General features: G+C 64.4%; 13 protein-coding genes. 7 read left to right on the top strand and 6 right to left on the bottom strand.

Annotated features, from left to right (window positions below):
* From ABIA96_RS26650 to ABIA96_RS26640, 3 genes are all read left to right on the top strand, one after another.
* Positions 1 to 1,164 carry a M20 aminoacylase family protein gene (locus tag ABIA96_RS26650; RefSeq protein ID WP_354140008.1) on the top strand — a complete coding sequence of 388 codons (1,164 nt, stop codon included), beginning with the start codon at positions 1 to 3 and terminating at the stop codon, positions 1,162 to 1,164.
* A 2-nt stretch (positions 1,165 to 1,166) separates the two neighbouring features.
* On the top strand, positions 1,167 to 2,588 hold the full coding sequence (locus ABIA96_RS26645) for an amidase (protein ID WP_354140007.1): 1,422 nt from the start codon (positions 1,167 to 1,169) through the stop codon (positions 2,586 to 2,588).
* A gap of 157 nt (positions 2,589 to 2,745) precedes the next feature.
* Complete coding sequence (locus tag ABIA96_RS26640; protein ID WP_354140006.1) at positions 2,746 to 3,636, top strand: crotonase/enoyl-CoA hydratase family protein; 891 nt, start codon at positions 2,746 to 2,748, stop codon at positions 3,634 to 3,636.
* A 99-nt stretch (positions 3,637 to 3,735) separates the two neighbouring features.
* On the opposite strand, the gene ABIA96_RS26635 is transcribed toward ABIA96_RS26640, so the two are convergent.
* The 3 genes from ABIA96_RS26635 to ABIA96_RS26625 all read right to left on the bottom strand — a co-directional run bounded on the left by ABIA96_RS26635 (position 3,736) and on the right by ABIA96_RS26625 (position 6,158).
* Positions 3,736 to 4,713, bottom strand: coding sequence for an NADPH:quinone oxidoreductase family protein (locus ABIA96_RS26635; protein ID WP_354140005.1), 978 nt, complete (start codon positions 4,711 to 4,713; stop codon positions 3,736 to 3,738).
* On the bottom strand, positions 4,713 to 5,321 hold the full coding sequence (locus tag ABIA96_RS26630; RefSeq protein ID WP_354140004.1) for a 2-hydroxychromene-2-carboxylate isomerase: 609 nt from the start codon (positions 5,319 to 5,321) through the stop codon (positions 4,713 to 4,715). The genes ABIA96_RS26635 and ABIA96_RS26630 overlap by 1 nt, the downstream gene beginning before the upstream one ends.
* A gap of 135 nt (positions 5,322 to 5,456) precedes the next feature.
* A complete protein-coding gene (locus ABIA96_RS26625) occupies positions 5,457 to 6,158 on the bottom strand; it encodes a glutathione S-transferase N-terminal domain-containing protein (RefSeq protein WP_354140003.1) in 702 nt (233 codons plus the stop codon).
* Positions 6,159 to 6,302: 144 nt separating this feature from the next.
* On the opposite strand from ABIA96_RS26625, the gene ABIA96_RS26620 reads away from it, so the two are divergent.
* Positions 6,303 to 7,325 (top strand): methionine synthase, encoded by a 1,023-nt coding sequence (locus ABIA96_RS26620; protein WP_354140002.1) that lies wholly within the window; start codon positions 6,303 to 6,305, stop codon positions 7,323 to 7,325.
* Positions 7,325 to 7,558, top strand: a complete 234-nt coding sequence (locus ABIA96_RS26615) for a hypothetical protein (RefSeq protein WP_354140001.1) — start codon at positions 7,325 to 7,327, stop codon at positions 7,556 to 7,558. The genes ABIA96_RS26620 and ABIA96_RS26615 overlap by 1 nt, the downstream gene beginning before the upstream one ends.
* On the opposite strand, the gene ABIA96_RS26610 is transcribed toward ABIA96_RS26615, so the two are convergent.
* From ABIA96_RS26610 to ABIA96_RS26600, 3 genes are read right to left on the bottom strand one after another with little or no spacing between them, the layout of a single operon-like run.
* Complete coding sequence (locus tag ABIA96_RS26610) at positions 7,555 to 8,172, bottom strand: hypothetical protein (RefSeq protein WP_354140000.1); 618 nt, start codon at positions 8,170 to 8,172, stop codon at positions 7,555 to 7,557. The genes ABIA96_RS26615 and ABIA96_RS26610 overlap by 4 nt on opposite strands.
* Positions 8,173 to 8,217: 45 nt before the next feature.
* Positions 8,218 to 8,745, bottom strand: coding sequence for a xanthine phosphoribosyltransferase (gpt, locus tag ABIA96_RS26605; protein ID WP_354139999.1), 528 nt, complete (start codon positions 8,743 to 8,745; stop codon positions 8,218 to 8,220).
* A gap of 38 nt (positions 8,746 to 8,783) precedes the next feature.
* On the bottom strand, positions 8,784 to 9,521 hold the full coding sequence (locus ABIA96_RS26600) for a competence/damage-inducible protein A (RefSeq protein ID WP_354139998.1): 738 nt from the start codon (positions 9,519 to 9,521) through the stop codon (positions 8,784 to 8,786).
* Between the two features lie 221 nt (positions 9,522 to 9,742).
* Here ABIA96_RS26600 and ABIA96_RS26595 point away from each other — a divergent pair, with 221 nt between their 5' ends.
* Together ABIA96_RS26595 and ABIA96_RS26590 are read left to right on the top strand one after the other, a co-directional pair.
* Positions 9,743 to 11,161, top strand: a complete 1,419-nt coding sequence (locus ABIA96_RS26595) for a circularly permuted type 2 ATP-grasp protein (protein ID WP_354139997.1) — start codon at positions 9,743 to 9,745, stop codon at positions 11,159 to 11,161.
* 4 nt (positions 11,162 to 11,165) lie between these two features.
* Positions 11,166 to 12,110: an alpha-E domain-containing protein gene (locus ABIA96_RS26590; protein WP_354139996.1), complete on the top strand. Its 945-nt coding sequence runs from the start codon at positions 11,166 to 11,168 to the stop codon at positions 12,108 to 12,110.
* Positions 12,111 to 12,164: the final 54 nt, after the last annotated feature.

Here is a 12,164-nt window from a genome sequence, read left to right as displayed (position 1 = left end):
ATGCCCACCATCGACCGCATCGACGGCTACGCCGAAGAACTCACCGCCATCCGCCGCGACCTCCACGCCCACCCCGAGATCGGCTTCGAGGAGGTCCGCACCTCCGGCATCGTCGCCGACAAGCTGAAGAGCTGGGGCATCGAGGTGCATCGGGGTCTTGGCGGCACCGGCGTCATCGGAATCATCAAGGGCAAGGGTTCGAGCGGCAAGCGCATCGGCCTGCGCGCCGACATGGACGCGCTGCCGATGGAGGAGAACACCAATCTGAAATGGCGTTCGACCGTTCCCGGCCGCTTCCACGGCTGCGGCCATGACGGCCACACCACCATGCTGCTCGGCACCGCGCGCTACCTCGCCGAGACCAGGAACTTTGACGGCACCGTGCACCTGATCTTCCAGCCGGCCGAGGAAGGCCTTGGCGGCGCCCGCGCCATGATCAAGGACGGCCTGTTCGAGAAATTCCCCTGCGACGAGCTCTACGGCCTGCACAACGCGCCTGACCTCAACCACGGCGAGATCGCGATCCTGCCCGGGCCGGCGATGGCCGGCGCCGACTTCTTCGACCTCCGCATCACCGGCTATGGCGCGCATGGCGCGATGCCCGAGCGCTCCAAGGACGCGGTGATCATCGCGACCACGCTGGCGCAGGCGATCCAGACCGTCGTCAGCCGCAACGTCGATCCGCTGCAGGCCGCCGTCGTCTCGATCACGCAGATTCACGCCGGATCCGCCTACAACGTCATCCCCGGCGAAGCGCATCTCTGCGGCACCATCCGCACCTTCTCGGATGAAGTCCGCGCCCTGATCAGTCAGCGCATCCGCGCGATCTGCGCCGGCATCGCCGCAACCTTCCAGTGCGAGATCGAGGCCGACATCCGCGACACCTTCGGCGTGCTGGTCAACCAGGTCGAGCAATCCAAGGTGGTCGAGGAGGTCGCGCGCACCGTCGTCAATCCCGCCAACGTGATCACCCGCAGCCAGCCGAAGATGGGCAGCGAAGACTTTGCCGACATGCTGAAGACCATTCCCGGCGCCTATTTCTGGGTCGGTCATGACGGTTCAGTGCCCGTGCACAATCCCGGCTATGTGCTCGACGACAAGATCCTGCCGATCGGCGCCAGCATGTTCGCGCGGATCATCGAAACGCGCATGCCGGTAGTTTAGCAATGCAGAAAAAGAGCGTCGAAGAGGCGGTCACCTCGCTGCACGATCTCTCCGCGGTCGACCTGATCGCAGGCTATCGCGCCAAGCAGTTCTCGCCGAGCGAGGTGCTGGAGGACGTGCTCGCGCACGTCGCTGCGTGGGAGCCGCACCTGAAGGCGCTCTATGCGTTCGATCCCGACAGCGCGCGCGAGGCCGCAGCGGCCTCGACCGCGCGCTGGAACGGGGGCGAGCCGTCCGGGGCGCTCGACGGCGTGCCTGTCACGGTGAAGGACAACATCGCGACCAAGGGCGTGCCGGTGCCGCTGGGGGCCGCGAGCGTCAAGCTCGTGCCGGCCGAGAAGGATGCTCCGCCCGCCGCGCGCTTGCGCGAGGCCGGCGCGATCATCTTCACCAAGACCACCATGCCCGATTACGGCATGCTGTCCTCGGGGCTGTCCTCTTTCCACACGCTCGCGCGCAATCCCTGGGACCTCTCCAAGAATCCCGGCGGCTCCAGCGCCGGCGCAGGCGCTGCTGCGGCGGCGGGCTATGGTCCTTTGCATCTCGGCACTGACATTGGCGGCTCGGTCCGCCTGCCAGCGGGCTGGTGCGGCCTCGTCGGATTGAAGCCGAGCTTCGGCCGCGTGCCGATCGATCCTACCTATGTCGGCCGCGTCGCCGGCCCGATGACCCGCACGGTCGACGATTGCGCGCTGATGATGAGCGTGATCGCAAGGCCCGACCGGCGCGACGGCATGAGTCTGCCCGCCGAACCGCTCAACTGGAGGGGATTGGAAAAGTCCCCGCGCAAACTCCGCATCGGCCTGATGCTCGATCCCGGCACCGGAATGGCGCTGGAGAAGCCGGTGCGCGAGGTCGCGGTCAAGGCGGCGAAAGCGTTCGAATCCACCGGCGCCGTCATCACCGAAGTCGACGGCATCCTCACGCGCGAGATGCTCGACGGCCTCGACAACTTTTGGCGCGCACGGATGTGGGACGATCTGTCAAAACTGACGGCGGCCGACCAGGCAAAGGTGCTGCCTTACATCTTCAAGTGGGGCGAGTCGGGCGCGAAGCTGTCGGGCGTCGACGTCATCCGCGGCTTCAACCAGACCATGGCGATCCGCGCGGCTGCGTCAAAGTTGTTCTGCGAGCTCGACTATGTGATCTCGCCGACCGCGCCGAACGTGAACTATCCGGCCGACTGGGCCTCGCCCACCAACGATCCCCTGAAACCGTTCGAGCACATCTGCTATACCGTGCCATGGAATATGTCGGAAAACCCGGCCGTCTCCATCAATGGCGGCTTCGACGCCAAGGGTTTTCCCATCGGCGTGCAGATCGTCGGCCGCCGCTTCGACGATATCGGCGTGCTCGGCATGGCCAAGGCTTTTGAAGGTCTGCGCGGTGCGCAGAAGCCCTGGCCGCGCCCGCCGGCGCATTGACGCTCCAATACCGTTAGACTGCGACATGGCCGGGCTTGCCCCGGCCATTGTCGTTTGGATATTCAGGACAACGGCATGCCCTGTCCGCGCAAGACGGATGGTGGCGCGCATGCGTGACGTGTTCTCAAGACTGCGTTCAAGAAGGAAGGAAACCACCATGGCGTATGAGACGATCAAATATGAGGTCGCCGAGCAGATCCTCACCATCACGCTGAACCGGCCCGACAAGCTCAACGCCTTCAACGCGCAGATGCAGACCGAGCTGATCGACGCGTTCGACGCCGCTGACAAGGACGACAATGTCCGCGCCATCATCGTCACCGGCGCCGGCCGCGGCTTTTGCGCGGGCGCGGACCTTTCCTCCGGTGCAGACACTTTCGATCGCGACGCGCGGCGCGGACCGGTGAAGCGTTTCGCCGACGGCAAGGTCGATTACAGTGATCCGCAGGTCCGCGACGGCGGCGGCCAGGTGACCTTGCGCATCTTCAAATGCCTGAAGCCGGTGATAGCTGCGGTGAACGGACCTGCCGTCGGCATCGGCGTCACCATGCAGCTCGCGATGGATATTCGCATTGCCTCGGATGCCGCGCGGTTCGGCTTCGTGTTCTCCCAGCGCGGCATCGTGCCCGAGGCCGCCTCGAGCTGGTTCCTGCCGCGCATCGTCGGCATCTCGCAGGCACTGGAATGGTGCTATTCCGGCCGCGTCTTCCCCGCGCAGGAGGCCCTCGCCGGCCGCCTCGTCAGCAAGGTCGTGGCCCCGGATGATTTGCTGCCGACCGCGCGGGCTCTCGCCAAGGAGTTTGCGGCGAAGACCGCGCCGGTCTCGGTCGCACTGATCCGCCAGATGATGTGGCGCATGATGGGCGCGGACGATCCGATGGAAGCCCACAGGGTCGACAGCCGCGGCATCTACGCTCGCGGCCGCTCTGAGGATGTCAAGGAAGGCGTGGTGTCGTTCCTGGAAAAGCGGCCGGCGCAATTCAAGAACAAGGTGTCGAGCGATATGCCGGATTATTTCCCGTGGTGGACAGAGCGGGAGTATAAATAACGCTCTCGGTGGGTGGGCAAAGGCGCACTTGCGCCGTGCCCACCACCTAATCAAAACCAGATGGTGGGCACGCTTTGCTTTGCCCACCCTACGGCACCGTCACCTCATCACCAGCGCCACACGCCCGATCGCCTTGCGGTCGAGCAGCAACCGCATCGCCTTCGCATAATCCTCCAGCGGCAGGCGATGCGAGATGTTCGGGCGGAGCTTGCCCTCTTCCGCCCATTGCAGCAGCGCCTTCAGCCGCACCTCGCCGAGCGCCGGATTTCTGCGCACAGCTTCGCCGGCGCGCACGCCGAGAACGCTGGCGCCCTTGATCAGCAAGAGGTTGGTCTTGGCCGAGCCGATGCCGCCAGTGAAACCGATCACCAGCAGCCGCGCGCCCCAGGCGATGCAGCGCATCGAGTTCTCGAACACCTCGCCACCGACGGGATCGAACACCACGTCGGCGCCACGGCCATCGGTGATGCGCTTCACGGCGTCGCGAAACGGCTCGCGGTCGTAACGCACGAGATGATCGGCGCCGCGCGATTTTGCGATCGCAAGCTTCTCATCGCTGGAGGCCGTCGCGATCACGGTCGCGCCCAGCATCTTGCCGATCTCGACGGCTGCGAGACCGACGCCGCCGCCGGCGCCGTGCACCAGCAGCACCTCGCCCCGCTCGACGCGGCCGCGATCGATCAGCGCGTGATAGGCGGTGCCATGACCGGCGAGATAGGTGGCCGCCTCCGCATAGTCGAAGGTCGAAGGCATCGGCGTAAGCTGCGACGGCGTCACCACGGCTTCGTCGGTGAAGGCACCGTGGCGCATCTTGACGATGACCTTGTCGCCGACAGCGACGCCCTTCGCCTCCGCGCCAATCTCGGTCACGTCACCCGCGGCTTCCATGCCGGGCGTAAACGGCAACTCCGGCTTGAGCTGATATTCGCCGGCCGCCATCAGCACGTCCGGAAAGTTCAGCCCAGCGGCGCGGATCGCAACCCGCACCTCGCCCGGCTTCAGGGCGCGCGCGGGAAATTCTTCTAGCCGCAGCGTTTCGGGAGCGCCGAGCGCGCGGCAGACGACAGCCCGCACCATCAGGCCGCGCTCGGCTTGCTGCGCATCAACGCCGCGCGGATCAGCGGCAGGCGATCGTTGCCAAAATACATGTCGGTCTTGTCAAGGAAGATCGTGGGCGAGCCGAAGCCGCCGCGCGCAACGACCTCCTCCGTGTTGATTTTGAGCTGGTCCTTGATCGTCTGATCCGAGATGCCGGCAAAGAATTTCTGCTCGTCGATGCCGACCTTCCTGCAGATCTCGGCGAGCACCGTGTCCTGCGAGATGTCCTTGTCGCCGCCCCAATAGGTCTCGAACACGGCGGTGGCGAACGGCACAATGTCCTTCCCCAGCCAGATGCAGCCGCGCATCGCCTTGACGCTGTTCACCGGGAACACCGTCGGCGGCATCTTGATCGCAAGCCCCGCCGAGCGCGCCCAATCGGCGAGGTCCTTCTTCATGTAGCGCGCCTTCAGCGGCACCGGCGTCTCGCGCTGCGCGTAGACGCTGGGATTGACCGTGTTGAAGATGCCGCCGACCAGGATCGGCCGCCAGACGATCTCTGCCCCCAGCTCCCTGGCCAGCGGCTGGATGTTGTGGAAAGCGAGATAGGTCCAGGGGCTGGAACAGTCGAAGAAGAATTCGATCATGGCGTTTCCTTGTATTTTGTTCCGTTCTCGCCTCCGTCATTGCGAGCGAAGCGAAGCAATCCACAATCTTTCCGCAGAGACAGCCAGGATTGCTTCGTCGCTTCGCTCCTCGCAATGACGGGCGTGGCGAGCAGCCTACGTCTTTCCCAACACTTCCTTAGCCCTCTGGCCGAACATGATCTTGCGTGATTCCTCGTCGAACGGCTCTTTCACGAATTTGCCGATCGCAAGCCCCGCCTGCACTTGCGGCCTGGCGCGCACCTCGGCGTACCATCGCTTCACGTCCGGATAGTCATCGAGCGTAAAACCCTGTGCCTTGTGGGTCATGGTCCAGGGAAAGCAGGCGATGTCGGCGATGGAATAGTCGCCGGCGACATAGGCGCCGGTCTTGGCGAGCTGCCGGTCGAGCACACCATAGAGCCGCGCGGCCTCGTCGCGGTAGCGCGCGATCGCGTAAGGAATTTTTTCGGCCGCATAGAGCGCGAAATGGCCGTGCTGCCCGAGCATCGGGCCGAGCCCGGCCATCTGCCACATCACCCATTGGATGGTGGTGGAGCGGCCGCGCAGGTCAGTGGGGAGAAAGCGGCCTGTCTTCTCTGCCAGATAGATCAGGATCGCACCGGTCTCGAACACCGAGAACGGCGCACCGCCATCGGCAGGTTCGTGATCGATGATCGCGGGAATGCGGTTGTTGGGCGAGATCGCCAGAAATTCAGGGCTGAACTGCTCGCCGGCGCGGATGTTGACGGGCTTCACGGTGTAGGGAAGCCCGAGTTCCTCCAGCATGATCGAGATTTTCCAGCCGTTTGGCGTCGGCGCGTAATGGAGATCGATCACGATCTTTCCTCTGGCCTTTCCTTGACCCTTCCTTGGGCCTTCCCTGTCGTCGCCGCTGGAATAGAGGGCGACTTTTGTTGTTCTGTACCTCGACGTTAAGTCATGGCAGACAGTGGCGCAATCACAACCCGCCGGGAGGGACCCATGCTGTTTCCAACGACGATCGCCGGCTCCTTGCCCAAGCCGGAATGGCTCGCCGAGCCCAACATGCTCTGGGCACCCTGGAAGTCGCAGGGCGACGAGCTTCTCCGCGCCAAGCGCGACGCGACGATGCTCGCGGTGAAGGTGCAGGAGGACGCCGGGATCGACATCGTCACCGAGGGCGAGCAGGCCCGGCAGCATTTCGTGCACGGTTTTCTCGAGAAGATCGAGGGCATCGATTTCGCCCACAAGGTCGAAATGGGCATCCGGAAAGACCGCTACAAGGCGATGGTGCCGCAGGTGGTCGCGCCGCTGCGGCTAAAGGGCCGCGTCCATGCCGACGAGGCGCGCGTCGCGCGCACGCACACGAAGAAAAAACTGAAATTCACCTTGCCCGGCCCGATGACCATCATCGACACCATCGCCGACCGCTACTACGGCGACCGCGTCAAGATGGCCTTCGCGTTCGCCGAGCTCTTGAACGAGGAAGCCAGGGCGCTGCAGGCCGACGGCGTCGATCTCGTGCAGTTCGACGAGCCCGCCTTCAACGTCTACATGGACGAGGTCAACGACTGGGGCATCAAGGCGCTGGAGCGCGCCGCGCAGGGCCTCACCTGCGCCACCGCGGTCCACATCTGCTACGGCTACGGCATCAAGGCCAACACCGACTGGAAGGAGACGCTCGGCGCCCAATGGCGGCAGTATGAGCAGATCTTTCCCGCGATCGACGCGAGCCCGATCCAGCAGGTCGCAATCGAATGCCGCAATTCCAAGGTGCCGCTCGATCTGCTCGCGCTGCTCAAAAACAAGATCGTGCAGGCCGGCGTGATCGACGTTGCCAGCGATACGGTCGAGACCGCGGACGACGTCGTCAAGGTGATCGACGCGGTGTCGAAATTCGTGCCCAAGAGCAACATCATCGCCACCACGAATTGCGGCATGGCGCCGATGCGGCGGGAGACCGCCGAAGCCAAGCTGATGGCGCTCGGCGCCGGTGCCGCGCTGGCGCGCGAGAAGCTGGGCTGATGTTGGTTGTTCGGACGGCGCTCGTCGTCGCGGCGCTTGCAACGTTCACCTTGCAGGCGCGCGCGGAGGACCGCTCCGTGCTCGCCAGTTGCAAGGCGATGGTCGAACGGGCATCCAGAGGTGCGAACGCTGCGAGCGAGGCCGAACTCGTCCGCTGCCGCCAGGTGATCCACGAATGGGCGCTGCGTGACGCACGGACGACGGTGGATGAGGAAGGGCGGCCGCTGCGCTAGGGCAACGCGGTCGGGTGCAGCAAGGGCCGATAGCCGGCATTCAGCGCTCGGAGCGTCGACGGCGGCGTGAGCAGCGTTGCGTCTCCCGGGGGATACTCCGCCACGGCATATCCCGCCGGCGACCACAGCAGCGCCCTGCCCTGTGTCACCAGAAAGCTCTCCTCGCCCTGCTGCAGCATCGCGCCATCGGGGAGCTGTTCGAGCGGCACCAGCAGCACGTGCAACCGCTTCCTGCCGTGGTCGAGGCGCTCGTGGTGCAGTACGGTGTCGATGTCGTGCATGCGGACGTCGTGCACGCGGTTGCCCTTCTCCCATGCCGCCCGGAAGCGATTGGCATCGTCGCGCCGGCAGTAGAAGCAGGGGCGATGCCCGGCCGCGAGCGCGGTGGGCTCATCCAGGAAAAACAGCTCGGTCCAGCTCTGCTGTGCCATCACCTCGCGGCGGCGGCCGCGGAATTCGCACGTGCAGGTGAGCCAGGCCGGCGACGACCAGCGCTTCTTCAGCAGCGTCTTCGTCGCGGGATCATGGATGATGCCGCGATTGCCGGTGAACATGCCCCGATGCGGGGTGGCGATGATATCGCCGGTCGGAGTCACGCGATTCTGCAGGGGCATGGCGGCCTCTACCCGTCACTGCAAGTGAAGCAATGACGGCGACAACTACGCGGCGCCGTCGCGCAGCGGCGGGTGATAAGACAGCGCGGTGTCCCAGGGGAAGAAGATCCAGGTGTCCTGCGAGACTTCCGTGATGAAGGTGTCGACCAGCGGGCGCCCCTTCGGCTTGGCGTAGACGGTGGCGAAATGCGCGTCGGGCAGCATCTCGCGCACCAGCCTGCCGGTCTTGCCGGTGTCGACGAGGTCGTCGACGATCAGGAGCCCCTTGCCGGTGCCGCCGCCGAGCTTCATCGCCGATTCTGAAATGCCCTTGAGGACCTGAAGCTCGCCCTGCTTGTCGTGATCGTAGCTGGCGATGCAGACCGTATCGATCACGCGCACGCCCAGCTCGCGCGCCACGATCGCAGCCGGCACCAGGCCGCCGCGGGTGATCGCGATCACCGCGTGGAACGGGCCGACCTCGTTGAGCCGCCAGGTCAGCGCCCGGCAATCCCGGTGGAACTGGTCCCACGAGACAGGAAACGGCCGGCCTGCCCGTTCCTGCGCACTCAGTTCCGGTGCTTCACCTGCCATCTTCGTCTCCTGCATTCGTCTGCCGGCAGCTCCATCTGCTACCGGGTGATGCTCAATCCCGCCAGCATGTCCTTCACTGCCGCCATCGCGGATGCGAGCTTGTCCGCGTCGCGGGAGCGCACCACCAGATTGGTGTTGGGCTTCTGCTCCTCATCCATGAACGGGTAGCTGCCGATGATGGTGTCGGGGTGGGCTGCAGCGATCGTCCGCAAAGGGCCGCCGATATCGCCTTCCCGCGCGTTGGCGCGGACCGATTCGGAGAGCATGCGGACGCCGGATTTCAGCTTGGGCGAGACGATGTCCATCATCGCCTGCATGATTGACGGCACGCCGGCCATCACGATCACATTGCCGATCTTGAAGCCGGGGGCGAGGATAGTCGCGCTCTGGATCAGCTCTGCGCCGTCGGGGATGCGGGCCATGCGCAGGCGGGCGTCGTTGAGGTCCTGCTCGCTCCACCGCTCGCGGAAACGAGCCACCACTTCGGGGTGATGGTCAATGCCGACGCCGAAGGCCTTGGCGATGCTGTCTGCGGTGATGTCGTCATGGGTCGGCCCGATCCCGCCGGTGGTGAACACATAAGTGTAGCGATGTCGCAATGCGTCCAGCGCAGCAATGATGTCGGGCTCGTCGTCGGAGACGACCCGGACCTCCTTCAGGTCGATGCCGATGTTGGTGAGGTATTCGGCGATGAAGCCGATATTCTTGTCCTTGGTCCGGCCGGACAGGATTTCATCCCCGATGACCAGAATGCCCGCCGTGACGATCTCGCTCATACCTTAAGTCCTTCACCTGTGGGCCCGACTTTGCCGAGGTAACGCGTTGAAGTCACGCAGTTTTGCTGCCGAAATAAGCAGTCCTCAGCCAATTTTTCAGGCAGGCCGCCGGCCATCCCCGGCAAATGCCCACTCTCCATGCTTATCGCGCTGGCCCGCCCCTTGCTACCACGTGAAAGTCATGCACTCTTGCCGCATGGCGACGGAGACAGTCGGGATCTATGGCAGTCGCGTTTGATGAAATGAATATTCCCGGCGGGGACCTTCGCCCTGCCTATCAGGAGCTGGCGCGCTGGCTCAAGGAGACGCCTCCCGAGGCGCTCGAATATCGCCGCCAGGAAGCCGAGCTGCTGTTCCGCCGGATCGGCATTACCTTCGCCGTCTACGGCGATACCGAGTCCACCGAGCGCCTGATTCCGTTCGACGTGATCCCGCGGATCATGTCCGGCAAGGAATGGGCGCTGCTGGAAAAGGGCCTGAAGCAGCGCGTGCGCGCGCTCAACATGTTTCTGCGCGACATCTATCACGGCCGCGACATTCTCCGCGCCGAGATCGTGCCCGACGATCTGATCTTCCAGAACCCGGTGTTCCGGCCCGAGATGAACGGCCAGCAGGTGCCGCACGACGTTTACGTGCACATCGCCGGCATCGACATCGTCCGGGTCGATGCCAACGATTTCATTGTGCTGGAGGACAATGCGCGCACGCCGTCCGGCGTGTCCTATATGCTGGAAAACCGCGAGATCATGATGCGGCTGTTTCCGGATCTGTTCGCCCGCCACAGGGTGGCGCCGGTCGAGCGCTATCCGGACGAGCTGCTCTCCGCGCTGCGCTCGGTCGCGCCACAGAGCGCCTCAGGCGAGCCGACGGTCGCCCTGCTCACGCCGGGTGTCTACAACTCGGCCTATTACGAGCACTCATTCCTGGCCGACAAGCTCGGCATCGAACTGGTCGAGGGCCGCGACCTCATCGTCAAGAACAACGAAGTGTTCATGCGGACGACCGAGGGCGTGAAACGGGTCGACGTGATCTACCGCCGTGTCGACGACGATTTTCTTGATCCCCTCACCTTCCGCCCCGATTCCGCGCTCGGCGTGCCCGGGCTGATGTCGGCCTATGCGGCCGGCAACATCACGCTCGCCAACGCGGTCGGCACCGGCATCGCCGACGACAAGGCGATCTACTCCTACATGCCGGATATCGTGAAATTCTACCTCGGCGAGGAGCCGATCCTGAAGAACGTGCAGACCTGGCGCTGCCGCGAGCCGAAGGACCTTGCTTACGTGCTCGACCACCTCGGCGAGCTCGTCGTCAAGGAAGTGCACGGCTCCGGCGGCTACGGCATGCTGATCGGTCCCGCGGCGACGAAAGCAACGATCGAAGCTTTCCGCGAGAAGCTCAAGCGCGAGCCGGAAGGTTTCATCGCCCAGCCGACGCTGGCGCTCTCGACCTGCCCGACCTGCACGGCCTCCGGCCTCGCCCCGCGCCACGTCGACCTGCGACCCTTCGTACTCACCGGCAGCAAAAGCACGACGATCGTGCCGGGCGGGCTGACACGGGTTGCGCTGAAGGAAGGCTCGCTCGTCGTCAATTCAAGCCAGGGCGGCGGCACCAAAGACACCTGGATTCTGGACGAGTAGAGAGATGCTGTCGCGTACCGCCGAAAACCTCTACTGGCTCGCCCGCTACGTCGAACGGGCCGAATACCTCGCGCGGACCATCGATGCGACCCTGCGCGTCACAGCACTTCCAGCAGCCTATATCGGCAAGACCAACGAGTGGGACTCAGCGTTGCTCACCGCCGGCGTCGCGGAGACCTTCTATCAGACCCACGAGGAAGCCAACGAGCATAACGTCGTCGACTACCTCTCGTTCTCGGCCGACAATCCGTCCTCGATCAGGAACTGCATCGAGGCAGCGAGGCTGAACTCGCGCTCGGTGCGAACGGCGCTCACCAGCGAGATGTGGGACACCATCAACTCGGCCTGGATCGAGTTGCAGGCGGTCTGGAGCAAAGGCACCTCGACACGCGAGGACCTCGCAAAATTCCTGCGCTTCGTGCAGGAGACCTCGCTGCGCTTCGACGGCTCGGCCTACCGGACCATGCTGCGCAACGACGCCTACTGGTTCTCACGCCTCGGCCTGCATCTGGAGCGCGCCGACAACACCGCACGCATTCTCGACGTGAAATATCACGTGCTGCTGCCGGAAGAGGAGCATGTCGGCGGCCCGCTCGACTTCTATCAGTGGAGCTCGATCCTGCGCTCGGTGTCGGCGCTGACGGCCTATCACTGGGTCTACCGCGAGACGCTGAAACCGTGGCTGGTCGCGGATCTTCTCATTCTCAACGGCACGCTGCCGCGCTCCCTTGCGAGTTGCTACGACAATCTGACGCGCAACCTCGACCAGATTGGCGTCGCCTATGGCCGGCAGGGCCCGGCGCAGCGCCACGCCCGCGGCATCCGCAACCGGCTGGAACACAGCAATATGAACGACATTTTCCAGCATGGCGTGCATGAATTCATTCAGGAATTCATCACGGATAATTCGAGACTGGGCGAAATCATCTCGAAGCAGTATTTGATCTGATACACGCAGTCACTCCGGGACGCCGAAAGGGCGAGCCCGGAATGGCGGAATCAA

Source organism: Bradyrhizobium sp. LB11.1, assembly GCF_040549385.1.
GTDB lineage: Bacteria > Pseudomonadota > Alphaproteobacteria > Rhizobiales > Xanthobacteraceae > Bradyrhizobium.
Note: the sequence above shows the minus strand (reverse complement) of the source record. Positions and strands in the feature narration are given on the sequence as shown.

Excerpts from the sequence above, each read along its gene's own strand:
- ABIA96_RS26610 (WP_354140000.1), bottom strand. The coding sequence starts at position 8,172 with ATGCCCCTGCAGAATCGCGTGACTCCGACCGGCGATATCATCGCCACC.
- ABIA96_RS26650 (WP_354140008.1), top strand. The coding sequence starts at position 1 with ATGCCCACCATCGACCGCATCGACGGCTACGCCGAAGAACTCACCGCC.
- ABIA96_RS26595 (WP_354139997.1), top strand. The coding sequence starts at position 9,743 with ATGGCAGTCGCGTTTGATGAAATGAATATTCCCGGCGGGGACCTTCGC.
- ABIA96_RS26590 (WP_354139996.1), top strand. The coding sequence starts at position 11,166 with ATGCTGTCGCGTACCGCCGAAAACCTCTACTGGCTCGCCCGCTACGTC.
- ABIA96_RS26640 (WP_354140006.1), top strand. The coding sequence starts at position 2,746 with ATGGCGTATGAGACGATCAAATATGAGGTCGCCGAGCAGATCCTCACC.
- ABIA96_RS26635 (WP_354140005.1), bottom strand. The coding sequence starts at position 4,713 with ATGGTGCGGGCTGTCGTCTGCCGCGCGCTCGGCGCTCCCGAAACGCTG.
- ABIA96_RS26615 (WP_354140001.1), top strand. The coding sequence starts at position 7,325 with ATGTTGGTTGTTCGGACGGCGCTCGTCGTCGCGGCGCTTGCAACGTTC.
- ABIA96_RS26630 (WP_354140004.1), bottom strand. The coding sequence starts at position 5,321 with ATGATCGAATTCTTCTTCGACTGTTCCAGCCCCTGGACCTATCTCGCT.
- ABIA96_RS26620 (WP_354140002.1), top strand. The coding sequence starts at position 6,303 with ATGCTGTTTCCAACGACGATCGCCGGCTCCTTGCCCAAGCCGGAATGG.
- gpt (WP_354139999.1), bottom strand. The coding sequence starts at position 8,745 with ATGGCAGGTGAAGCACCGGAACTGAGTGCGCAGGAACGGGCAGGCCGG.
- ABIA96_RS26645 (WP_354140007.1), top strand. The coding sequence starts at position 1,167 with ATGCAGAAAAAGAGCGTCGAAGAGGCGGTCACCTCGCTGCACGATCTC.
- ABIA96_RS26600 (WP_354139998.1), bottom strand. The coding sequence starts at position 9,521 with ATGAGCGAGATCGTCACGGCGGGCATTCTGGTCATCGGGGATGAAATC.